Below are 23,061 nucleotides of genomic sequence, written 5' to 3' on the forward strand. Positions count from 1 at the left end.
CTGAAAAATTAATCCTCGAGTCTTAGATCCAATCCTAGACCTTTCAACTCGTGCATTAATACATTAAACGACTCAGGAAGTCCTGGTTCTGGCATAGGCTCACCTTTCACGATCGCCTCGTAAGTCTTGGCACGTCCCACGACGTCATCAGACTTAACGGTCAAGATCTCTCTAAGTGTGCTGGATGCTCCATAGGCCTCAAGTGCCCAAACCTCCATCTCACCAAATCGCTGACCACCAAATTGTGCCTTACCACCTAGTGGTTGCTGGGTAATCAATGAGTATGGCCCGATAGAACGTGCGTGCATCTTGTCATCTACCATGTGTCCTAGTTTCAACATGTAAATGATACCAACGGTTGCTGGTTGATCAAAACGTTCACCAGTACCACCATCATAAAGATAGGTATGACCAAATCTTGGGATTCCAGCCTCGTCAGTGTACTCATTGATTTGATCAAGAGTAGCACCGTCGAAAATAGGTGTCGCAAAATTCTTGCCTAACTTCTCACCAGCCCATCCAAGAACGGTCTCATAAATCTGACCAATGTTCATACGAGATGGTACACCTAGTGGGTTCAACACGATATCTACTGGAGTTCCATCCTCAAGGAATGGCATATCCTCTGCACGTACGATACGAGCAACGATACCTTTGTTACCGTGACGTCCCGCCATCTTATCACCTACTTTAAGCTTACGTTTCTTAGCAACGTAAACCTTGGCAAGTTTGATAATACCAGCTGGAAGCTCATCTCCTACTGAGATGGTAAACTTCTCACGTCTCAAAGAACCTTGAAGGTCGTTTTCTTTAATCTTATAGTTGTGTAACAAGTCAGCAACCGTGTCATTAGTTTCTTGAGTGGTTGTCCACGTTCCAGAAACCAAGTGTGTAAAGTCGTCAACTGAGTTCAACATTTTAAGCGTGTACTTCTTGCCTTTAGGAAGAACTTCTTCTCCTAGGTCATTAAATACACCTTGTGATGTTTTACCACTAACTATCTCGAATAACTTATCTACAAGTCTTGTTTTAAGATCATCAAATTTAGCTTGATACTCTTGTTCCAATCTTGCGATGTCTTCTTTATCCTGTACTCTCTTCTTCTTATCCTTAACGGCACGAGAGAACAATTTTTTATCGATAACCACACCACGTAATGATGGAGAAGCTTTCAAAGAAGCATCCTTAACATCACCTGCCTTGTCACCAAAGATGGCTCTAAGAAGTTTCTCTTCTGGTGTTGGGTCAGATTCTCCTTTAGGAGTAATCTTTCCTATCAAGATATCACCAGGCTCCACCTCTGCACCGATGCGGATCATACCATTCTCATCAAGATCTGCCGTAGCTTCTTCTGATACGTTAGGTATATCTGGCGTCAATTCTTCATTACCCAGCTTAGTATCTCTAACTTCTAGAGAGTACTCATCTACGTGAATAGAAGTGAAAATATCTTCTCTTACTACTTTTTCAGAAATAACGATCGCATCCTCAAAGTTGTAACCTTTCCATGGCATAAAGGCCACTTTCATGTTACGACCTAAAGCAAGCTCTCCAGCCTCTGTCGCATAACCTTGACAAAGTACTTGTCCTTTACTTACACGATCACCTTTCTGCACGATAGGCTTCAATGTAATGGAAGTACCTTGATTCGTCTTACGGAATTTGATCAAGTTGTAGCTTGTCTCATCAGGCTCAAAGCTTACCAGCTTCTCGCGATCTGTTCTATCGTACTCGATAACTATTTTTTGAGCATCTACATAAACGACTGTACCGTCGCCTTCTGCATTGATCAATACTCTAGAATCTGTAGCTACTTGACGTTCCAGTCCTGTTCCTACAATAGGAGCATCAACTCTCAATAGTGGTACTGCCTGACGCATCATGTTTGATCCCATCAGGGCACGGTTTGCATCATCATGCTCCAAGAATGGAATCAATGATGCTGAAATGGAAGCGATCTGGTTAGGTGCAACGTCTGCATAGACTACCTCTTTAGGGTCTACAACTGGGAAGTCACCTTCCATACGTGCAATTACATTGTCTGCTGTAATCTTACCGTTATCAAGTGGTAAGTTTGCTTGAGCAATATGCATTCCTTCTTCTTCCTCAGCGCTTAGGTAGATTGGATCATCCTTAAGATTCACAACACCATCCTTAACTGTGCGATATGGAGTTTCAATGAATCCCATACTGTTCACTTTCGCGAAAACTGCAAGCGAAGAGATCAAACCAATATTCGGTCCTTCAGGAGTTTCAATAGGACATAGACGACCATAGTGTGTATAGTGTACGTCACGTACCTCAAATCCTGCTCTTTCACGTGAAAGTCCACCAGGTCCAAGAGCCGAAAGACGGCGCTTGTGAGTAATCTCTGCCAATGGATTTGTTTGATCCATGAATTGAGATAACTGGTTGGTTCCAAAGAAAGAATTGATCACTGAAGACAATGTCTTAGCGTTGATAAGGTCAATAGGTGTAAACACCTCGTTATCTCTAACATTCATTCTCTCACGTATGGTTCTTGCCATACGGGCAAGTCCAACACCAAATTGTGAACTTAATTGCTCACCTACGGTACGTACACGACGGTTTGATAGGTGGTCAATATCATCAATCTCTGCTTTAGAGTTGATCAACATGATTAAGTGCTTGATGATGGTAATGATATCTTCTTTGGTAAGCACTTGCTTGTCCATAGCGATATCAAGACCCAACTTCTTATTCATTCTGTAACGTCCTACCTCACCTAAGTTATATCTCTGGTCAGAGAAAAATAACTTATCGATAATTCCACGCGCTGTTTCTTCATCGGGCGGCTCAGCGTTACGCAATTGTCTATATATGTGCTCTACCGCCTCTTTTTCAGAGTTGGTAGGGTCTTTTTGCAATGTATTGTGAATGATCGCGTAATCAGCAGACTGGTTATCTTCTTTGTGAAGAAGAATAGTTTTAGCCTGAGATTCCATGATCTCATCAATATGTTGTTTCTCTAGAATCGTATCACGATCAAGAACAATCTCGTTACGTTCAATAGAAACAACCTCACCAGTATCTTCATCTACGAAGTCTTCATGCCATGTTTTCAAAACACGAGCAGCAAGTTTACGTCCTAGATATTTCTTAAGACCTGTTTTACTTGCTTTTACTTCTTCCGCAAGGTCAAAGATTCCAAGGATGTCCTTGTCTCTTTCAAATCCTATCGCACGGAAAAGGGTTGTTACTGGTAACTTTTTCTTACGATCGATATAAGCGTACATAACGCTGTTGATATCTGTCGCAAATTCAATCCATGATCCTTTGAAAGGAATTACACGAGCTGAATAAAGTTTTGTTCCATTGGCATGGAACGACTGTCCAAAGAATACACCAGGCGATCTGTGTAGTTGAGAAACTACAACACGTTCTGCACCATTGATTACGAACGTACCTGAAGAAGTCATATAAGGAATAGTCCCTAAATAAACATCTTGTACGATAGTTTCAAAATCCTCGTGTTCTGGGTCAGTACAATATAATTTAAGGCGTGATTTAAGTGGCACGCTGTAGGTAAGTCCACGCTCGATACATTCTTGTATGGAGTAACGAGGTGGGTCTACAAAGTAATCAAGAAACTCTAATACGAACTGGTTGCGCGTATCAGTAATAGGGAAGTTTTCCATGAAGGTATTGTAGAGACCTTCTACTTCACGTCTATCAGACTTAGTTTCTAATTGAAAGAAATCCTGAAACGATTTGATTTGTATATCCAGCAGATCAGGATACTCTGCCTTAGAAGTTACCGTTGAAAAATTAATTCTTTCTGTGTTTGTTGCTAGCATCAATGCACGGTATTAAATGATTAAAAAAGCGTTATCGACGACGTCTCATCTTTATACGCAAAATGGTCTAGGCCTGTGAGCCTTGCCCACAGGTCTAAACCGATAATGTTCAGGTAAGAAGAATTACTTCAACTCAACCTCAGCACCAGCTTCTTCTAGCTGAGCCTTAAGTGCTTCTGCCTCGTCTTTAGACACACCTTCCTTGATTGGAGATGGCGCATTGTCAACAAGTTCTTTTGCATCTTTCAATCCTGCACCTGTAAGTTCTTTTACAAGTTTCACTACAGCAAGCTTAGCGCCACCTGGAGCTTTAAGGATTACATCAAATTCACTTTGCTCTTCAGCAGCTTCTCCGCCACCTGCAGCTGGTCCAGCCATAGCAACTGCCGCTGCTGCTGGTTCGATTCCATACTCTTCTTTAAGTATAGTCGCTAATTCGTTTACTTCTTTCACAGTAAGGTTAACTAACTGTTCTGCGAAATCTTTTAAATCTGCCATTTCTATCGTTTTAATAAAATTTATAAATAATTAATTGCGTACTATTTTGTGCCCTACTTTTCAGAAAGGGTCTTAAGAATTCCAGCCAATTTGCCACCACTTGATTTAAGTGCTGAAACAACATTCTTAGCTGGGCTTTGAAGTAGACCGATGATTTCACCGACCATCTCTTCTTTAGATTTGATATTACTTAAGGTTTCGATCTTATCGTCTCCTACATAAATCGCCTCTTCAATATATGCTCCTTTAAGAACCGGTTTAGCCGATTTCTTTCTGAAGTTCTCAATAACTTTAGCCGGTGCGTTAGCCACCTCTGAAAGCATTATTGATGTGTTCCCTTTCAACAACTCTGGAAGCTCTCCAAAGTCTTTGTCAGAAGCCTCCATTGCTTTTGCAAGCAAAGTGTTCTTCACTACTGAAAGAGTTACGTTTGCTTTAAAACAAGCTCTACGTAAGTTCGATGTATCTGATGCATTAAGTCCAGAGATGTCTGCTAAATAAATAGTAGAACTATCACCTAACGTTGCAGTCAAATCCTGTATAACAGTTGCTTTTTCTTCTCTTGTCATGATCTAGATTTTTAGTCGTCTGTTGCGAAACGCTTCGTATCGATCTGGATGCTAGGACTCATGGTACTAGACATGTATATACTTTTGATATATACACCTTTCGAGGTAGTCGGTTTCAATTTGACTAACGTGTTGATTAATTCTCTTGCATTACCTGCAATTTTCTCTGCCTCAAATGAAGCTTTACCTACTGATGCATGAATGATACCAGTCTTATCTACTTTAAAGTCGATCTTACCAGCTTTAACATCAGAAACTGCTTTTGCAACATCCATTGTTACCGTACCAGTTTTTGGGTTAGGCATCAATCCTCTAGGACCCAAAACGCGTCCCAATGGTCCTAACTTACCCATCACACTAGGCATAGTAATAATAACATCTACATCAGTCCATCCACCTTTGATTTTCTCAAGGTAATCGTCCAGACCAACATAATCTGCTCCTGCAGCTTCAGCCTCAGCAGCCTTATCCGGTGTTACTAAAGCAAGAACCTTAACATCCTTACCTGTTCCATGAGGAAGTGTAACTACACCTCTTACCATTTGGTTGGCCTTACGTGGATCCACGTTTAGACGAACCGCTAGATCTACTGACGCATCAAAGTTTACATTTGATACTTCTTTTACTAACTTAGAAGCCTCTGCTACAGAATAAGTCGTTGACTTATCGATCTTAGCATTGGTCTCCTTTTGTTTCTTTGTCAATTTTGCCATTGTTACAAGTTTTAAGCAGGTGCGTTTCCGCCCTTAACATTAATACCCATCGATCTTGCAGTACCAGCAACCATTTTCATGGCGCTTTCTACTGTAAAAGCATTTAGGTCAGGCATTTTGTCTTCCGCGATCACCTTAATCTGATCCCAGCTTATGGTTCCAACTTTCTTACGGTTAGGCTCACCACTACCACCTTTTAATTTAGTCGCCTCAAGGATTTGAACTGCTGCCGGAGGAGTTTTAATGATAAAGTCAAAAGACTTATCTTTAAATACTGTGATTGCCACTGGCAATACTTTTCCTGCCTTATCTTGGGTTCTAGCATTGAACTGCTTACAGAACTCCATGATGTTAACACCAGCTGCACCTAATGCAGGCCCTACAGGTGGAGATGGGTTTGCTGCACCACCTCTAACTTGTAATTTTACAACCTTAGATACTTCTTTAGCCATTTTTAATTTATTTCAAAGTTTGACAGAAATAAAGTGGAAGCCTTATATACTGCCTATAAACTGTAACACTTATACTTTCTCTACTTGCATATAGCTCAACTCCAATGGAGTCTTGCGACCAAAAATCTTCACCATCACCTCAAGCTTGCGCTTCTCCTCATTGACCTTTTCAATAGTTCCATTGAAACCATTGAAAGGACCATCCACAACTTTGATCGTTTCACCATTCTTAAATGGTATTGCTATATTGTCCGTTTGTTCTGCAAGCTCATCAACCTTACCTAACATACGGTTTACTTCAGATTTTCTAAGTGGAACCGGCTCACCGCCTTTTGTTTCTCCTAGAAAACCTATAACCCCATTAACTGATTTAATGATGTGGGGAACCTCGCCTTCAAGACGAGCTTGAATCATAATATATCCAGGAAAATAAACCTTCTCCTTATTGATTTTTTTACCGTTGCGTATTTGGACCACCTTTTCAGTTGGTACTAATATTTGCTGGAGGTAATCATTAAGGTTATGGTGATTGATTTCGTCCTCAATATATTCCTTGATCTTATTTTCTTGACCGCTTACAGATCGGACAACATACCACTTCATTACATCTTTTTCCTCTGCCATGTTGTAGTATTAAGCTTGTTTAACCCATTCAAAGTAATTAGTAATCGCGGTACTAAACACGGTATCAATACCGTAGATGATCAATGCAAAAACTACAGAAAAAACAGCAACTGTCACAGTAAGCTTTTGAGCTTCAGCCCAAGTAGGCCATGTAACGTGGTTGGTCAATTCATTGTAAGACTCCTTTACATATGTCGCTAATCCCATAATCTGAACGGTCTATTGTGAACTTAGTCACGTTTGATGTTGCCTTGACAACATTTAATCTTTTTAAATGACTGCCATATCATTAGCAGCGTTCCAAATTTGCGCGGATTGAGAGGCTCGAACTCCCGACACCTGGTTTTGGAGACCAGTGCTCTACCAACTGAGCTAAATCCGCAAACTAAATTGAGTAGTTTGCTGTTGATAGTTTCGCTTTCGCGAAAGCGCAATCAAAACATACTTCCCAATAAAGGGAAAGTACCCTGTCTAAAAAAACTTCAGACAGGATACTTTATTTATTAGATAGAATTAATCTAGGATCTCAGTTACCTGACCAGCACCTACTGTTCTACCACCTTCACGGATTGCAAAGCGTAGACCTAAGTTCAATGCGATAGGTTGGATAAGATCAACAGTGATCGTCAAGTTATCTCCAGGCATAACCATCTCTACTCCATCAGGAAGAGCGATGTTCCCAGTCACGTCAGTTGTACGTACGTAGAACTGTGGACGGTAGTTGTTATGGAATGGAGTGTGACGTCCACCTTCTTCTTTTTTCAAGATGTAAACCTCAGCCTTGAATTTAGCGTGTGGAGTTACAGATCCTGGCTTAGTAATTACCATACCACGAGAGATTTGAGACTTCTCAATACCTCTTAAAAGGATACCTGCGTTATCTCCAGCCTCACCTCTATCAAGAATCTGACGGAACATTTCAATACCAGTAATCGTAGATGTCAATTTTTGAGCACCCATACCGATGATTTCTACTGGGTCACCAGTGTTAGCCACACCAGTCTCAATACGACCAGTTGCAACAGTACCACGACCTGTAATAGAGAATACATCCTCGATAGGCATCAAGAAAGGCTTGTCAACCTCACGTTGTGGCTCTTCGATCCAAGTATCAACAGCTTCCATCAACTCAAGAACTGTATTTACCCATTTTTCTTCACCATTCAATGCACCTAGAGCAGATCCGGAAACAACAGGACCATTGTCACCATCATATTCATAGAAATTCAATAGATCACGAACTTCCATATCTACTAGTTCAAGAAGCTCCTCATCATCTACCATGTCAACCTTGTTAAGGAAAACAACGATACGTGGAATACCTACCTGACGTCCTAGAAGGATGTGCTCGCGAGTTTGTGGCATAGGACCATCAGTCGCAGCAACTACAAGGATAGCACCGTCCATCTGGGCAGCACCAGTTACCATGTTCTTTACATAATCCGCGTGACCAGGACAGTCTACGTGAGCGTAGTGTCTGTTAAGCGTTTGATACTCTACGTGTGAAGAGTTGATCGTGATACCACGTTCTTTTTCTTCTGGAGCATTGTCAATTTGATCAAAACTTGTTGCCTTAGAGTAACCAGCATCTGCAAGTACTTTAGTGATTGCAGCAGTAAGAGTAGTCTTACCGTGGTCAACGTGACCAATAGTTCCTACGTTAAGGTGCGGTTTCGAACGATCGTACGTTTCTTTAGCCATAATTATAATCTTAGTTTATATTAGTGTTTCAATTTAAAAACTGACACGGATACAAAACCAAATCAGCTTATACTATTTAGGGCCTCATAAAGAGACCTTTCTTTCAATTTCTATCGAGCCAATGACGAGATTTGAACTCGTGACCTCTTCCTTACCAAGGAAACGCTCTACCCCTGAGCTACACCGGCTTGTGATGTTAACGCTTTCGCGAAAGCGAAATAGCCAAAGGCTTTTCAGAACACGGTAAAGAAATCTCACCTTGCCTGACACCGCTATTGCGGAATAATTAGAGCGAGAGACCGGGTTCGAACCGGCGACATTCAGCTTGGAAGGCTGACGCTCTACCAACTGAGCTACTCTCGCAATTACCATTTCTAGAATGGCTGTAATTAATGTGGGGAGAGCAGGATTCGAACCTGCGAAGGTTTCCCAACGGAGTTACAGTCCGTCCTCGTTGGCCGCTTGAGTATCTCCCCAATAATTACTTCAATTTTTCAAAAAACAAAGAGCCGATGGAGGGACTCGAACCCACGACCTGCTGATTACAAATCAGCTGCTCTAGCCAGCTGAGCTACATCGGCTTATGATAGATTTTAAGCGCACCACGCTCCCGTTATTTCTAACGGACTGCAAATGTAAGCCTATTTTTTAATTACCAAAAAATATTTGGGCAAAAATATATTGCGGAGTAATAATTTATTTTCCAACTGGACCAACACGCCTGTTTACCAAATACCTTAAGACTTCTTATTGCGAGGATGCGCAGCGGCATGAACGTTTTTGAGCGCCTGCATACTGGTGTGAGTGTACACTTGAGTGCTGGCAAGGCTGGCGTGTCCCAACAGTTCCTTGATGGCATTCAAGTCTGCTCCCTTATCCAAAAGATGAGTGGCAAATGTGTGTCGCAGCACATGCGGGCTTACCTTAGTCTTTAAGCTCACCTTCTTAAAATAATGATTGACGATTCTATATATTAAGGATGCGTATATAGGTTTTCCTTTTTCGGTAAGGAAGAAACTTTGGTCATTATAGAGATCTACCACTTCTCTTATCTTGAGATAATTCTGCATTACCTTGATGGTAGAATTCATAAGCGGTACAATTCTCTGCTTGTTGCGCTTTCCTATTATGTTCAAACGCGAGGCTTCCAGATCTACAGATGCCAATGTTAGACTTAATAATTCTGCCCTGCGCATCCCGCTTACATACAACAATTCAATTAAGGCTCTATCTCTTACCTCACTAAAAGATAAAGGATCATAATCTGTATCCAGTAATTCACTTACTTCTTTTTGAGAAAAGGGTACCTGTATTTTCTTGGACACCTTTAGGCTTTTATGAAGTGTCATTATATTATGTTCCACAAAACCTTGATTGCGCAGAAATCTAAAATAGGATTTTAAGGAAGACATTTTACGGTTGACACTTCTCGAACTCATCCCTTCTTCCATGAGCTGAGCCATCCACTGCCTTACCATATTATATGTCGCATTACCCAATGCCGAATCATGATCCTCAAGAAATTCTTTGAATTGATCCAAGTCCCGTAGATAGGACTCACTGGTATGCACGCTATAGTGTTTTTCTAACGTGAGGTAATTTTTATATTCAGGAATGTGCATAAAAAAACGATCCGATAAATTTAATCATTTATCGGATCGTCATAATTAGTATTCTAATAAAAGCTTACATGTTCTCTGCATCTCTCAAATGCTGGATGTATTCTGCTTTGATTTTCTGTGCTCTTTTTGCAACAGATGGTTTAGTGAACTGCTGTCTTCTACGTAGTTCACGCATCTTTCCTGTACGATCAAATTTACGTTTGAAACGCTTCAGGGCTCTGTCGATATTTTCTCCGTCTTTAACTGGTATAATTAACATAGTGTCATCACCTCCTTTCTTTGGGACGGCAAAAATACATTTTTATTTATGATCCCAAACTATTTATATGATTTTTCGCTTTCGCGAAAGGAAATTAACCAAACTACTTCACAGACCATACACTATAACCCTTTGGCGGGACTTCAATCTTAACCCATCCATTGCTTTGGACTACCGGCTCCCAACCTGAGTTTCCGCTATAGTCCTTTATTCTTCGTGATCCCCAATTTGTTTGTATCCAACGTTCTTGCCAAGAAGAACTTGTATTCAGATAAACTACGAGTCCATTGTTATTATAACCATTCCTTCTGGCAATATATTCATCATTATCAGCATATAAGTATGAGGTAGTTCCTCCCGCTAGGTTGTTATGGATCCATATCAAATTATTGAGCTTATTCTTATCCAACCAGCCTTCATAATCACTATAAAACATTGTGGGGTACCCTTCATGAGTTAAGATGTAAGCATAGGCTAAAATCTTATTGTTGAAAATCTCATCTGTATCATGGTTTGCAACAAATGTTACCGCTTTTGAAGGTTGTCTCTTTAACAACATATCACCGTTTAGATTAGTTAAGTCATTGTTTTGAAATGCATCCTTCATTCGATAATAACAAGCGAAATCAAAGGCGCTACTTCCAGAGGCATTAACCCAATCTTCAAGAATTTGTGCATTGCCATCCCAAAGTTCACCTACAGAAAATCCGCCTACATTATTATTCCACTCTCGTATTACCCAAGGCTCGAAACCTTTTACATAGTCAAACCTCCAACCGTCAAAACCCATCGTGTTTTTGTAATATTTTGCCACAGAGTTTTGATTACGATACAGCTCATCTTGTACATATCCTTTATGATGACAAAGGTCTGCAAAACCTCCAAAAACGCCGGAATCGTTATTGTGATAGTCGTTAGGGTGAAAGTCATATTGAGATCTATAAAACATACCTGAAGCTGGTGTGTAATCAGTATAAGTATCTGAATTAGTAAAAATATTAGCATCAGCATTACCACCGCTATTATGATTAAGGACTATGTCTGCATACACATTCAGATTATTCTGGTGTGCGGTAGTGATTAATGACTCAAGCTCTGACCTTGAGCCAAATCTAGTTTCTGTGCTTCCCATTTGATTAAAATCTCCAAAATCAAAATAATCATAAGGATCGTAACCCATAGAAAAGGGACCATTTTGTGCTTTTGAAGCCGGTGGTAACCAGATCGCATTAATTCCAGCGCTTGACCAGGCTGGAACTTTGCCCTTTACAGTATTCCACCAGTTTCCACCACCTGGAACGTCCCAATAAAAAGCCTGCATCATCACACCGTTAGGGTTAGCGGCTTTTGAATTGACTTCATTATCTATCGTTAATATAGAAGTTTCCATTTCCTGCTCGATAGATTCATCAGAGCAAGAAATAAACGTAGTCACTGCCAATACAGAAACTAAAATCAGATGAAATTTTTTCATATTAGTAATTATGTAGGTTAATAATTACCAAAAACTAAAAAATCCTTAGCTTAAACTAAGGATTTGTAATAATTCTTTACGAAAACGTTTTCGCTATTTTACTATTCAGCTGCAGGCTTATAATCCTTACCGTCCAAAGTCATTTTTGCAATGATCTCTCTCATGATCTCGCTGGTACCGCCGCCTATCGGGCCTAATCTACTATCACGCCACATTCTGGCTAGTGGATATTCCTCGATGTATCCATAACCTCCAAGGAATTGTAGGCAGCCATAGATCACCTCATCGGCGACTTTAGTCGATAGAAGTTTTGCCATACTGGCTTCCTTTACAGGATACAGACCTTTGTCCAGTTCCTCAGCAATGGAGTAGTTAAAGTTCTTAGCCATCTCTACCTCACTCAACATATCTGCGAGTTTGTGACGCAATGCCTGAAATTTATCCAGTGATTTACCAAAGGCCGTACGGTCTCTCATATAGCCTATGGTATATTCCAAGGCGTATTCTGCTCTTGCATGACCATTGATCGCCATGATCAATCGCTCTAGGGCAAAGTGCTGCATGATGTATGGAAAGCCCTTACCTTCTTCACCCATAAGATTTTCAACTGGCACACGCACATTGTCAAAACCTATCTCGCCCGTATCGCTGGCGCGCCATCCTAATTTGTTCAATTTTGTGGCGCTTATGCCTGGCGTTTCTCTATCCATTAAGAATATGGAGATACCACGACCTTTTGCATCTGGATCTGTTTTGGCAGCTACTACTAAATAGTCTGAATACACACCATTGGTAATGAAGGTCTTTGAACCGTTAATCACATAATGATCACCATCCTTTACAGCCGTGGTTCGCATACCTGCTACATCACTACCACCAAAGGGTTCGGTTATACAAAGACAACCTATTTTGTCACCGGTAAGTGTAGGGACTAAGTATTCCTCCTTGATCCTATCGTCTCCTTCTTTCAATAGGTGTTGCGCACCTAAGAATGCCTGTACCCACATGGCAGCAGCAAAACCACCAGAGTTAACGCGCTGCATCTCTTCTAAAAATATAACGGTGTAAAAAAAGTCCAGATCCAGACCGCCGTATTCTTCAGGATAATAAAGCCCGAAGTAGCCCATATCACCCATCTTCTTGAAAATCTCGCGATCTATCTGGCCGGTTTCTTCCCAGCGATCCACATGAGGAACGACTTCTTTATTTAAAAAATCCCTAAAACTTTGTCTGAAGAAATTGTGTTCTTCGGTAAAATATTTTGAATACATAAAATGCTTTGAATACGGTTTTTTTAGTCCAGCGTCAAATATAGCTGAATTAAAGCCAATTTTTCCGTTGGGAATCTTGAGGTGAGCGTTACATCCTTCCAGGTCTTGAAACCATCCCGCAGGGTGCGCTGCTCTATAAGTTTATCGACAAGGTAGTCGTTAAAATATGGGATTGTTGACAGCTGATCGCTGGTGGCGTTATTGAGCGCTAACTTTTTAAAGCCAGCCTTTGGTGTGACGTAAAAGTGTTTACGCAGTTCGACCATGGTTGAATCTGAAAGTCCGTACACATCACGTACCTGCATGATATCAATAAAACCGTCAAGTTTTTCCCGTTCTTTCACAATCCGGCCAGATAGAGCAGGTCCTATCCCATATACTTTGCGCAAATCTTCCAGCGATGCCTTGTTGATATCCATGGCAACTATTTTTCGGTTAGAGAAGTCACTGGAATAGCTTTTCCTAGGCTCGTTGACCCAAGATGGAAATTTGAAATAGGGCGAGATACTATCCAGCCACTTGTCGCTTACTTTGGTGACTTGTTGAAATTGATCAGCCGTGTTGATGAATTTTCCGCTTTCGCGAAAGCGAGACAGCCTATCCAACTCTGCTTCATTCAAACCTAAAATGTAGGCTCTATAGTCAGTGATATAATTGGGATTGAAGGGATAAATGGTGTCCTTTCTCTTTGCCGTGGCCATCTTGATAGAATCAATTTGAGCCTGGTATTGAGAAACGTCACTCAGCACGATATCTGACGTTGGTTTAGTGGCGACATAGTATCTAATTCCCACAACGATCACCAATAAAATGAGTAAAATAAAAATCCCTCCTTGTTGTCGCCTATTGAACAAAAAGAGGGATTTAAAATTTTTCATCTATTCATTTAATTGATAGCCTCACGCTTTAATCGAATCGCTTTCATGTAACGATTCATTTCCTTTTTTACTTTAGGAGCAAGAAGCACGATACCAATCATGTTAGGCACCATCATAGAGAAAATCATCGCATCTGAGAAGCCGATAACGTTTCCTAAGCTTGCTGCAGACCCTACGACTACAAAAATACAGAACAAGATTTTGTAGGTATATTCTGTCCTACTGGTTCTACCAAATAGATAAGCCCAAGCCTGGTAACCATAGTAGGACCAAGAAATCATGGTGGAAAAGGCAAACATTACTACTGCTAGGGTCAATACATATGGGAACCAACTTATTACAGAACCAAATGCATCTGAAGTCAACAAGATGGCATCTGCATCTGCAAGACCAGCGTTTGCTGGATCGACATTTCCAGTGATAATCAATACCACCGCTGTCATCGTACAAACTACTACGGTATCAATGAATGGCTCCAATAATGCTACGAGACCTTCACTTGCAGGATATTTTGTTCTTACCGCAGAGTGTGCAATGGAAGCAGATCCAACACCAGCCTCATTTGAGAATGCTGCTCTTCTAAATCCTTGTACTAAAACACCAATGGCTCCACCAGCAACACCTTCTGGACTAAATGCTCCATCGATGATCTCTGTAAATGCAAATCCTATTAGGTCATAATTAGCTATGATCACCCAGATGGCCGCCCCAACATAAATTACTACCATGAATGGTACAATTTTGTCTGTCACTTTTGCAATGGATTTGATACCACCAATGATGACGATACCCACAAAAATGGCCATCAATAATCCAAATACCCAACGATATCCAAACATGAAGGATTCTGATCCACCTGTAATATTTTCGACCATTTGTGCTGCCTGGTTGGCCTGGAACATGTTACCACCACCAAAGGATCCACCAATACACATAATCGCAAAAAGAACAGCAAGAACTTTACCTAATCCAGCAAGACCCATGGATCTCAAACCTTTAGTCAAATAATACATGGGACCACCATAAACGGTTCCATCTGGACCTACATCACGATATTTTACACCTAGAGTACACTCTACAAACTTAGAAGCCATCCCTAGAAATCCTGCAACGATCATCCAGAAGGTTGCTCCTGCACCACCTACAGAAACTGCGATGGCAACACCTGCAATATTTCCTAAACCTACGGTTGCAGAGAGTGCCGCGGTTAAAGCTTGAAAGTGACTAACCTCACCATCAGAACTTTCATCCCTAATGGTGTCCTTAATATCTCCATCGACAGTGATCTCGTCACTTACCTCGTCAATATGATCTTCAAGACTGTCTACCTTATTAATGTCAACACCGTTGGCAATACCATCTTCTCCATAAAGCATTTCTGCTCCATGCTTTTCAATGTCCTCGTATTTACCACGAACCACCTGAATGGCTCTCCAAATCCCTGAAAAGTTGATAAATTTAAAATATATCGTAAAGAAGAGCGCTCCTAGGATTAATGGGAAAAGCACCCAATAAACTCTAGTAAATGGTGCAGAGGCTACAATTTCCACACTAGAACCTGGAACTATATCCGTTGTTGCGATTTTGAATGTACCGCCGTCAACAACAATATTTGGATTAGCTGTTTTGAGCTCAATCTCCTCTGCGATTTGATCTCCAGAAAGAGAAATTCTGTTGACGTTAAGAGAATCGTTTTCTAAAGTATATCTAACACCATCTGGGGCATTGAAACTAGGTACCGCAAAACGATCATCTGGATCACGTATCGCGAGTCTATCAAGAACATCCAGTTCAATAGTCATTTCATCTTCAACCGTTCCCATTGGAATTTGATAAAAGACTCCTGCGACATAATCACCAGTGGCCCAACCAAAGGCGTCATCTATCTTTTCGTCAATTCCTTTTTCTTCTTGTTGCTCTTGTGCAAACACAGCCGTTGAGAGCATCAATGCCATTAGCGATAGGACAATTTTGTTAAGATTTTTCATCTATTAAGAACTCGTTTTTTTGATTAAGCAAGCAAGATGCATAAAAATCTTGCCTTTTAAAAGTTTTGTTAAGAAATAGTAAAGCTATAGCAGGCTACTCGTGAATTCGATAAGATTTTTGTAGCTGGGCAATCTGTTGGGAATTTCCCACAACGATGATTTTAGACCCAGTACCAATGACGGTTTCTGGACTTGGATTTACTACATATTCTCCGTCAGGAGATTTGTACCCTATAATAGTACAGCCCGTTTTTTGACGCAGGTTGAGATCGATGATAGTACATTTATTCTGGTGGTCAAACATCTGCTCAAATGAGACCTGTTCCAGATTGACTCCATCATCACCACCATAGCTCAAATTATCCCAGAATTCAATCAAATCCGGACTTACAATTAGTGATGCCATATGCTGGCCTCCTATTTGGTCTGGAAGTATGACATTGTCAGCACCAGCGAGTTTTAGTTTTTTATAACTGGTTTCTTCACTGGCTCTAGAAATGATTTTGAGATCCTTATTTAGCTGTCTAGCACTCAAAACAATAAAAAGATTGTCTGCATCGTCTGGAAGTGCCGTAATCAGAACAGATGCCTTATCTATCCCAGCAGATTGTAATACCTCATCCTCATTAGCATTACCGCGGTAGAAATACTTGTTATCGAGCTGGCAATCATCAATCACCTGTTGATCCTTTTCAATGATTATGAAATCACGCTTGTAATCCTGTAGTTTAGCCACTGCCTGTTTCCCATTACGGCCGTAGCCGCAAACGATGATGTGATTTTCCATAGAGTTAAGATATTTTTTCTTTTCGCGAGCTCTTCTTGCCTGTAGCGAGTTTCTAGTTAGCAGATATTCGGAAATTACAGATACTGAATAACCCACTATCACCACACTAGTCAAGATGATGAATATGGTGAATAGTTTAGCTTCTGGACTAGGATCTCCTATCTCACGATAACCAACGGTTGTAATAGTGATCACCGTCATGTACAAGGCATCAATCCATGACAAGCCCAGCATGAATTTATACCCTAAACAACCCGTTACCATGACCGAGGTTAGAAGGCTTATCGCTATCGTTATTTTGTTACGCATAGTGGTGCCTATAAATCAAAAACAGAACTGCGTTTGACATAAATCAAATCCTTTATGCGCAACCAAAACGCCATGATCAAATAAACTGCAAATCCAGCTCCTAGAGTAGCAAATGTAAAATAGATGAATGTGATGCGCACATTACGTGCACGCATGCCCAATCGGTCTGCCATACGTGTGCTCACATAGAAACCATACTTTTCCATGTAATGCCTTAATTCTGTAACAACGCCCATATGTCAAATGTACTCTATAGAACCTAATATTTCCTAGCTATTGACCGCTCATTAATCGTACACCTATATCGCATTTAAGACATAAATTCAGATCACAATAATTGGGTTTGAGCTGCAGCACAGCCTGAGATTCCAGAGCAGTTTTAATGCCAATCAATTTTTTGAATCCTTGTGTCACGGTATTTTTTTCCATAGGGATATCTCTTATGATTCCCAGCAATTCATCGGTTGTATCTTTTCCATGATGGCGAGCATAGGCAAATTTGATGGGCACGATGCAATTGATGATCAACAGGTCGATAAAGGATTGTGTTAAGACCTTTTCTCTAGATTCGGTTTGTTTGTCAAATACATGATGTGTGTCCCAATATTTTGCAGCTTTCACGTCAAACAGCGCGCTAATTTCTGCTTTGGATTTCGCCAAAATGACCTGAGCAAGCAGCATAGGATTTCTATGATACAACATAGCAAGTTGAGATAGGCGAATGGTTGGATAATTTGCTGGTCGCAACCTGAAAAACTTTAAATCTGTTGGTATAGGTTTTAATCGAAATTTCGCTTTCGCGAAAGCGAACTCCTTCTCAAGTAGGCTAAAATATCGATCTTCTCGCGGTGTGTCCAGCAATCCCGATAAGCCCATCAAAACAGATTCCAGCTGGAAAGCGTCGGCAGCCAGTTTACGCACTACAGATTGATCCATAGCCGTTGCGATTTGCTCAAAAGCATCTGCATTTACCTTAGTCCCAAAACTGCGCGCCAGCATTTGGAAAAAGGTGGCTTCCCAGTCATTATTGTTCTGTTTCAGGCTTTTCTCTATGCGACGGTAACGCTGCTCCAGTCGCTGAATGTAGACCTTTTCCAGCCACATATCAACCTGAAAAGAATCCACCTGATGGATGAGTTTCTCACAATTGATGAATTGATCATTTTTGTAGGCGAATAGCTTTGTGTAGGTGAGAATCGCGTCATCAGGCACGTATGTCGATACCTCAAGGACTGGTATATCGATCTCACTGCGCCTCGTGATCTCTGCATCGTGCTTCCAGACCACGTGTAGGATGACGTTGTCATAAGCTGGATCATCATCATGGCCATGCTTATACCAGTCACTGGATTTTACATGCATCTCTACATTTCCAGCCCATAACTGACCATCGATCTCGACCTGTGCATTGAAAAAATCTGGTCCGGAATGGTGGTTATGATGCCCTAGGGTCTTGATCACTACCAATTGATCCTTAGTGGTACGCAGCTGTAGACCACTTAACTTTTTGAACTTCCAGAGGTAATGGATAAAATCTTCCCGCATGTGCCACTAGGTGAATGGACTAAGTTAAGAAGTTTTAGGATTTACAGCTCGAGGTATGAGGAATGAGGAATGAGGAATGAGGAATGAGGAATGAGGAATGAGGAATGAGGAATGAGGAATGAGGAATGAGGAATGAGAATGAGGAATGAGGAATGAGGAATGAGGAATGAGGAATGAGGAATGAGGAATGAGGAATGAGGAATGAGGAATGAGGAATGAGGAATGAGGAATGAGGAATGAGGAAATGAGGAATGAGGAATGAGGAATGAGGAAAATTTAAAAAATCGTGCTCACAAACTTGTGCTTAGCTCTAGTGAATTTGAGAGTTATGCAAATTTTTGGGCTTGGGAACTGAAAATAGACAATCGGCCAACTGGCAACAGGTAACCGACAACTGGTAACTGATAACTAAAAACTGGCAACGGGCAACAGGCAATTTACTCCAGCCAGCCTTTCTCTGCCATCCATTCATCATTAAAGAATTTACCAACGTATCTGGAACCATGATCATGGTAAAGAATGACGACAACATCATCTTTGGTAAATCCAACTTCTTCATGAATTTGCAACAATCCTTTGATGGCTGCGCCGGCACTGTTCCCCAGAAACATTCCTTCTTCTTTGGCCAGACGACGCGTGTAGACAGCCGCATCCTTGTCAGTGACTTTAGTAAAGCCATCGATCACTTCAAAACGCACGTTTTTGGGCAAGATATCCTCGCCTATTCCTTCGGTGACGTATGGGTAGATCTCATTCTCGTCAAAAATTCCGGTTTCGTGGTATTTTTTAAATACAGATCCATAGGTATCGATTCCCCAAATCTTAATATCAGGATTCTTGCCTTTCAAATAGGTCCCTACACCAGAAATGGTACCACCAGTACCGACTCCTACTACAAAATGCGTCACTTTACCATCAGTCTGTTCCCAGATCTCTGGACCAGTATTCATGTAGTGCGCTTTACAATTCGACGGGTTGTCATACTGATTCACGTACCAAGAGTTAGGAATTTCCTCGCTCAACCTCTTGCTGGTGGAATAATAGGATTGCGGATCGTCTGGAGCTACATCGGTTGGGCATACATGCACCTCTGCGCCTACCGCGCGTAGTATGTCCATTTTTTCTTTGGATTGCTTATCGCTCAACACACAGATCAATTTGTATCCCTTTATGATCGCAGCCAGCGCAAGACCCATTCCTGTGTTACCGCTGGTTCCCTCAATAATTGTCCCACCTGGTTTTAGACGGCCGTCAGCCTCTGCATCTTCAATCATCATGAGTCCCATGCGATCTTTAACGCTGTTGCCTGGATTGAAGGTTTCATATTTGGCCAGAACCAGACAAGGTAGGTCCTCAACCAACTTATTCATTTTTTATCAAAGGCGTGTTGCCTATAGTTTCCAGTATATTTTCAGCGTACTTCATGATCTTATTTTGCGCTGCAAATTTAGGATTTTGCAGCAAGGTTTGCAGGTAAAACCTACAGCTTATTTCTATGGTTAGGAAGGTTGATGGTTTCGCTTTCCTGCCTGACCGGCAGGCAGGCGCGAAAGCGAACTAAAAACTTTCTATTCAAAACGCATCGCCTTGACTGGCGAGATGCGACTAACGATATAGGTAGGAATGATAAGCACCAGCAGGCAAATCACAAAAGTGCCCGCGTTGAGCACCAGCACGTGCCACCAAGAGATGTACACAGGAGCTTCGGTTACGTAATAGGTCGATGGATCCAGCGTGAGCGGTGCAAAAAAGTATTGTAATCCTACCAAGCCCAACCCAATCAGATTGCCCCAAAACAAGCCTCGCAGAATCAAGGTCATGGCATTGTAGAGAAATATTTTACGTACGGTCCAGTCTGTAGCGCCTAACGATTTAAGCAATCCAATCATACCAGTACGATCTAAAATAAGCACAAGCAAAGCGGTAATCATATTGATGATTCCAAACGATCAAAATAATCGCGATAATCCCGTAGACATTACTATCCAATAAAGCTAACCATTGAAAGATGGTTGGATACTGATCTTTAATAGTCCTGGCATCGAGAAGCTGCGGAACCTGTAAAAAGACGTTCCTTCCTATCTCATCAACGTTTCCAAAATCATCAATGAACACCTCAAATTTTCCTATCTCACTGTCATCCCATTTATTGATTTTTTGAATGTTGCGTATGTCGCCTACAATGAATTTGGTATCATATTCGGCCAGGCCACTATCGTAAATGCCTATGACATTGAACGCCCGTGCAAGAGGTTTCTTCATTTTCCTTCATGAAATAGGTAGGTGCCTTATCTCCTACCTTGAGCTGTAAACGCCTTGCGATGTCATCAGAGATTAAAATATCTTTTGAGGTAGCCTCTTGAGATACATCTGGTAAAGATCCTTCAATCAGAAAATCTTTGAAGCTTTCCCAGCGGTAATCGGTTCCAACACCTTTAAGGATAACGCCTTCAAAATCTGTCGCCGTCCTGATCATGGCTCCTTTAGTCGCCACGGCTTGTACATGCGTGACCTGCGGCACACTTGTAAAATCAGGATAAAATTCTTGGTTGATATCAATAGGCCTGACGGTCGTGATGGAGTTATTGCGATCAAATAGTGATATGGTAATGTCGCCATTGAAAGCGCTCACCTTTTCCCTAATCTTTTTTTGTAGGCCTACACCGGTCGCAACGGCGATGATCATTACAATCATTCCTATGGCAATGGCTGCAGTGGCGATTTTAATTATCGGCGCACTTACGCTATTTTTATATTCTGTACTATGCTGTACGCGACGCGCTATGAAATACTCTAGATTCAATACTTTTCCTTCAATTTTCAAATATACCATAATAGCTTTTGCTTTGGTGCTTACTTCCTGCGATGCAGGCATCAATAACAAGAATAAAACGCAGCCCAATGATATCGTAGATCTGGATAACAACACAATTGATAGTACTAGATTGTTAAAGCCCTTGCAAAAAAAACCTATTCCTGCTGCAGACCAGCTGGAAACCTGGATTCAAAAGCTGAATGGCAAACGCGTTGCCATCGTGGGCAATCAAACCAGCGTTGTTAGCAGTAGTTCCATCAAAGAGCGCCGTACATGGGATCAAGCCATTAAAGTACGTTATGTTCATCTCGTGGACACGTTATTATCCAGAGGTGTAGCCGTAAAAAAAGTCTTTGCTCCAGAACATGGTTTTAGAGGTGATGCAGACGCTGGTGCCGCGATTGCAGATGGTGTGGACAAAAGGTCTGGCCTACCCATTGTGTCATTATATGGCAGCAATAAAAAGCCTACCGCAGCACAGCTAGCAGATGTCGATGTGATACTGTTTGATATTCAAGACGTAGGCGCCAGGTTCTACACCTACATTTCTACCTTACACTATGTAATGGAAGCAGCTGCTGAGCAAAATAAAACGGTTTACATCCTAGACCGACCTAATCCCAATGGCCATTATGTAGATGGTCCTATTCTCGATAGCGATCATAAGAGTTTTGTAGGCATGCATCCCGTACCAGTGGTACATGGCATGACCATAGGCGAGTATGCGCAAATGATCAATGGTGAAGGCTGGCTGGAATACGGTAAAAAAGCAGATCTAATTGTGTTGCCTATAAAGGATTATACTCACGACACGCCATACGAGCTGCCCATCGCGCCATCGCCTAATTTGCCTAATGCGCAGTCCATCAACTTATATCCCAGTTTGTGCTTTTTTGAGGGTACTGATGTAAGCGTAGGTCGCGGCACAGACATGCAATTCCAAGTGTATGGCTCACCGTCACTGGCAAAATACCGAGACTTTGCTTTCACACCTACGCCCAATCGTGGTGCTAAAAGACCATTGTTCAACGGTAAAAAATGCTTCGGTGTGGATTTGAGGGATTATCCCAAGCTGGATCGATTGAACCTGGAGTTTGTGGTAGACGCTTTCGCGAAAGCGCCCTACAAACAATCCTTCTTCAATTCCTTTTTTACAAAACTCGCAGGTACCGACCTATTGCAAAAACAGATCGAGAAAGGAATGAGTGCGGAAGAAATTGCAGCCACCTGGAAGGAAGGCCTTGAAGATTTTATGATCACCCGAGAGAAATACCTATTGTACGACTAACCAAAACTTTGTGCCTATGGAATCCTTTTTTAAAAGAATCCACCTATCGAAAATTGCGGGAACGGTTGCAAAATATAGATGCCAGCAAGTCGCCTGAATGGGGCAAAATGGACGCGGCGCAAATGCTCAAGCACTGTCAATTCCCTATTCAAATTGCCATGGGCAAGGAAAAGGTTGGTTTAAAATCTAATTGGCTAGCAAAGGTGTTTTTCAAAAAATCACTGTATTCCCCAAAACCATTTCGTAAAAATCTGCCCACAGCACCTTCCTTAAAGGTGGCTGATCCTAAGGATTTTGAAAGCGAAAAAGAAAAACTGGATCAATGGATGCAGGAACTTTGGTATGATCGTCACAATGAGAATCGTAGACCGCACCCTGTTTTTGGAACATTTTCTAAAGAACAATGGGGCATGCTGCAATGGAAGCATCTGGACCACCATTTCAGGCAGT

Annotated in this window: 19 protein-coding genes, 5 tRNA genes and 2 pseudogenes; 2 read left to right on the top strand and 24 right to left on the bottom strand. The window is 41.4% G+C overall.

Translation table 11 applies throughout. From position 1 onward, the window contains the following. Positions 1–8 precede the first annotated feature (8 nt). From rpoB to AAU57_RS14575, 24 genes and pseudogenes are all read right to left on the bottom strand, one after another. Positions 9–3,818 carry a DNA-directed RNA polymerase subunit beta gene (gene rpoB / locus AAU57_RS14460; protein WP_055413597.1) on the bottom strand — a complete coding sequence of 1,270 codons (3,810 nt, stop codon included), beginning with the start codon at positions 3,816–3,818 and terminating at the stop codon, positions 9–11. Between the two features lie 123 nt (positions 3,819–3,941). Beyond that, positions 3,942–4,316 carry a 50S ribosomal protein L7/L12 gene (gene rplL, locus AAU57_RS14465; protein WP_055413598.1) on the bottom strand — a complete coding sequence of 125 codons (375 nt, stop codon included), beginning with the start codon at positions 4,314–4,316 and terminating at the stop codon, positions 3,942–3,944. Positions 4,317–4,369: 53 nt separating this feature from the next. Then, positions 4,370–4,885, bottom strand: coding sequence for a 50S ribosomal protein L10 (gene rplJ / locus AAU57_RS14470; RefSeq protein WP_055413599.1), 516 nt, complete (start codon positions 4,883–4,885; stop codon positions 4,370–4,372). A gap of 11 nt (positions 4,886–4,896) precedes the next feature. Further along, positions 4,897–5,598 (bottom strand): 50S ribosomal protein L1, encoded by a 702-nt coding sequence (rplA, locus tag AAU57_RS14475; protein ID WP_055413600.1) that lies wholly within the window; start codon positions 5,596–5,598, stop codon positions 4,897–4,899. A gap of 11 nt (positions 5,599–5,609) precedes the next feature. Continuing rightward, positions 5,610–6,050: a 50S ribosomal protein L11 gene (rplK, locus tag AAU57_RS14480; protein WP_055413601.1), complete on the bottom strand. Its 441-nt coding sequence runs from the start codon at positions 6,048–6,050 to the stop codon at positions 5,610–5,612. 69 nt (positions 6,051–6,119) lie between these two features. Next, positions 6,120–6,674, bottom strand: coding sequence for a transcription termination/antitermination protein NusG (gene nusG / locus AAU57_RS14485; protein ID WP_055413602.1), 555 nt, complete (start codon positions 6,672–6,674; stop codon positions 6,120–6,122). Positions 6,675–6,683: 9 nt separating this feature from the next. Continuing rightward, positions 6,684–6,881, bottom strand: coding sequence for a preprotein translocase subunit SecE (gene secE / locus AAU57_RS14490; RefSeq protein WP_082438647.1), 198 nt, complete (start codon positions 6,879–6,881; stop codon positions 6,684–6,686). 102 nt (positions 6,882–6,983) lie between these two features. Then, positions 6,984–7,056, bottom strand: a tRNA-Trp gene (locus AAU57_RS14495). Positions 7,057–7,187: 131 nt separating this feature from the next. Continuing rightward, on the bottom strand, positions 7,188–8,375 hold the full coding sequence (tuf, locus tag AAU57_RS14500; RefSeq protein ID WP_055413604.1) for an elongation factor Tu: 1,188 nt from the start codon (positions 8,373–8,375) through the stop codon (positions 7,188–7,190). A gap of 116 nt (positions 8,376–8,491) precedes the next feature. After that, positions 8,492–8,563: transfer RNA gene (locus AAU57_RS14505), tRNA-Thr, on the bottom strand. Positions 8,564–8,665: 102 nt separating this feature from the next. Next, positions 8,666–8,738 (bottom strand) — tRNA-Gly (locus AAU57_RS14510). Between the two features lie 32 nt (positions 8,739–8,770). Then, positions 8,771–8,851, bottom strand: a tRNA-Tyr gene (locus AAU57_RS14515). A 31-nt stretch (positions 8,852–8,882) separates the two neighbouring features. Next, positions 8,883–8,956: transfer RNA gene (locus tag AAU57_RS14520), tRNA-Thr, on the bottom strand. A 156-nt stretch (positions 8,957–9,112) separates the two neighbouring features. Beyond that, positions 9,113–9,997, bottom strand: coding sequence for a tyrosine-type recombinase/integrase (locus tag AAU57_RS14525; protein ID WP_055413605.1), 885 nt, complete (start codon positions 9,995–9,997; stop codon positions 9,113–9,115). 64 nt (positions 9,998–10,061) lie between these two features. Continuing rightward, on the bottom strand, positions 10,062–10,256 hold the full coding sequence (gene rpsU / locus AAU57_RS14530; RefSeq protein WP_055413606.1) for a 30S ribosomal protein S21: 195 nt from the start codon (positions 10,254–10,256) through the stop codon (positions 10,062–10,064). Between the two features lie 103 nt (positions 10,257–10,359). Beyond that, positions 10,360–11,730 (bottom strand): alpha-amylase, encoded by a 1,371-nt coding sequence (locus AAU57_RS14535; RefSeq protein ID WP_055413607.1) that lies wholly within the window; start codon positions 11,728–11,730, stop codon positions 10,360–10,362. Between the two features lie 101 nt (positions 11,731–11,831). Beyond that, positions 11,832–13,001 (bottom strand): acyl-CoA dehydrogenase family protein, encoded by a 1,170-nt coding sequence (locus AAU57_RS14540; RefSeq protein WP_055413608.1) that lies wholly within the window; start codon positions 12,999–13,001, stop codon positions 11,832–11,834. Between the two features lie 23 nt (positions 13,002–13,024). Next, positions 13,025–13,879 carry a helix-hairpin-helix domain-containing protein gene (locus AAU57_RS14545; RefSeq protein ID WP_055413609.1) on the bottom strand — a complete coding sequence of 285 codons (855 nt, stop codon included), beginning with the start codon at positions 13,877–13,879 and terminating at the stop codon, positions 13,025–13,027. An 8-nt stretch (positions 13,880–13,887) separates the two neighbouring features. Then, positions 13,888–15,867 (bottom strand): alanine/glycine:cation symporter family protein, encoded by a 1,980-nt coding sequence (locus tag AAU57_RS14550; protein WP_055413610.1) that lies wholly within the window; start codon positions 15,865–15,867, stop codon positions 13,888–13,890. A 94-nt stretch (positions 15,868–15,961) separates the two neighbouring features. Next, the gene (locus AAU57_RS14555; protein ID WP_055410968.1) at positions 15,962–16,963 is read right to left on the bottom strand and encodes a potassium channel family protein; all 1,002 of its coding nucleotides are present in this window, start codon (positions 16,961–16,963) and stop codon (positions 15,962–15,964) included. 8 nt (positions 16,964–16,971) lie between these two features. After that, positions 16,972–17,199, bottom strand: coding sequence for a PspC family transcriptional regulator (locus tag AAU57_RS14560; RefSeq protein WP_055410969.1), 228 nt, complete (start codon positions 17,197–17,199; stop codon positions 16,972–16,974). Between the two features lie 37 nt (positions 17,200–17,236). Then, the gene (locus tag AAU57_RS14565) at positions 17,237–18,508 is read right to left on the bottom strand and encodes a DUF2851 family protein (protein WP_055410970.1); all 1,272 of its coding nucleotides are present in this window, start codon (positions 18,506–18,508) and stop codon (positions 17,237–17,239) included. A gap of 437 nt (positions 18,509–18,945) precedes the next feature. Continuing rightward, positions 18,946–19,933, bottom strand: a pseudogene (locus AAU57_RS14570) (PLP-dependent cysteine synthase family protein). 143 nt (positions 19,934–20,076) lie between these two features. Beyond that, positions 20,077–21,311, bottom strand: a pseudogene (locus AAU57_RS14575) (ABC transporter permease). Between AAU57_RS14575 and AAU57_RS14580 the strand changes: the two are divergent. Continuing rightward, positions 21,214–22,611 carry a DUF1343 domain-containing protein gene (locus tag AAU57_RS14580; protein ID WP_082438648.1) on the top strand — a complete coding sequence of 466 codons (1,398 nt, stop codon included), beginning with the start codon at positions 21,214–21,216 and terminating at the stop codon, positions 22,609–22,611. The pseudogene AAU57_RS14575 and the gene AAU57_RS14580 sit on opposite strands and share 98 nt — an antisense overlap. Positions 22,612–22,676: 65 nt before the next feature. Further along, positions 22,677–23,061: DUF1569 domain-containing protein (locus AAU57_RS14585; protein WP_231717833.1), on the top strand; the 385-nt coding region annotated here is incomplete at its 3' end.

The sequence above is a fragment of the Nonlabens sp. YIK11 genome (assembly GCF_001413925.1).
GTDB lineage: Bacteria > Bacteroidota > Bacteroidia > Flavobacteriales > Flavobacteriaceae > Nonlabens.

Coding starts and splice junctions, on each gene's coding strand:
- rpoB (WP_055413597.1), bottom strand. CDS start 3,818: ATGCTAGCAACAAACACAGAAAGAATTAATTTTTCAACGGTAACTTCT.
- rplL (WP_055413598.1), bottom strand. CDS start 4,316: ATGGCAGATTTAAAAGATTTCGCAGAACAGTTAGTTAACCTTACTGTG.
- rplJ (WP_055413599.1), bottom strand. CDS start 4,885: ATGACAAGAGAAGAAAAAGCAACTGTTATACAGGATTTGACTGCAACG.
- rplA (WP_055413600.1), bottom strand. CDS start 5,598: ATGGCAAAATTGACAAAGAAACAAAAGGAGACCAATGCTAAGATCGAT.
- rplK (WP_055413601.1), bottom strand. CDS start 6,050: ATGGCTAAAGAAGTATCTAAGGTTGTAAAATTACAAGTTAGAGGTGGT.
- nusG (WP_055413602.1), bottom strand. CDS start 6,674: ATGGCAGAGGAAAAAGATGTAATGAAGTGGTATGTTGTCCGATCTGTA.
- secE (WP_082438647.1), bottom strand. CDS start 6,881: ATGGGATTAGCGACATATGTAAAGGAGTCTTACAATGAATTGACCAAC.
- tuf (WP_055413604.1), bottom strand. CDS start 8,375: ATGGCTAAAGAAACGTACGATCGTTCGAAACCGCACCTTAACGTAGGA.
- AAU57_RS14525 (WP_055413605.1), bottom strand. CDS start 9,997: ATGCACATTCCTGAATATAAAAATTACCTCACGTTAGAAAAACACTAT.
- rpsU (WP_055413606.1), bottom strand. CDS start 10,256: ATGTTAATTATACCAGTTAAAGACGGAGAAAATATCGACAGAGCCCTG.
- AAU57_RS14535 (WP_055413607.1), bottom strand. CDS start 11,730: ATGAAAAAATTTCATCTGATTTTAGTTTCTGTATTGGCAGTGACTACG.
- AAU57_RS14540 (WP_055413608.1), bottom strand. CDS start 13,001: ATGTATTCAAAATATTTTACCGAAGAACACAATTTCTTCAGACAAAGT.
- AAU57_RS14545 (WP_055413609.1), bottom strand. CDS start 13,879: ATGAAAAATTTTAAATCCCTCTTTTTGTTCAATAGGCGACAACAAGGA.
- AAU57_RS14550 (WP_055413610.1), bottom strand. CDS start 15,867: ATGAAAAATCTTAACAAAATTGTCCTATCGCTAATGGCATTGATGCTC.
- AAU57_RS14555 (WP_055410968.1), bottom strand. CDS start 16,963: ATGCGTAACAAAATAACGATAGCGATAAGCCTTCTAACCTCGGTCATG.
- AAU57_RS14560 (WP_055410969.1), bottom strand. CDS start 17,199: ATGGGCGTTGTTACAGAATTAAGGCATTACATGGAAAAGTATGGTTTC.
- AAU57_RS14565 (WP_055410970.1), bottom strand. CDS start 18,508: ATGCGGGAAGATTTTATCCATTACCTCTGGAAGTTCAAAAAGTTAAGT.
- AAU57_RS14580 (WP_082438648.1), top strand. CDS start 21,214: ATGGCTGCAGTGGCGATTTTAATTATCGGCGCACTTACGCTATTTTTA.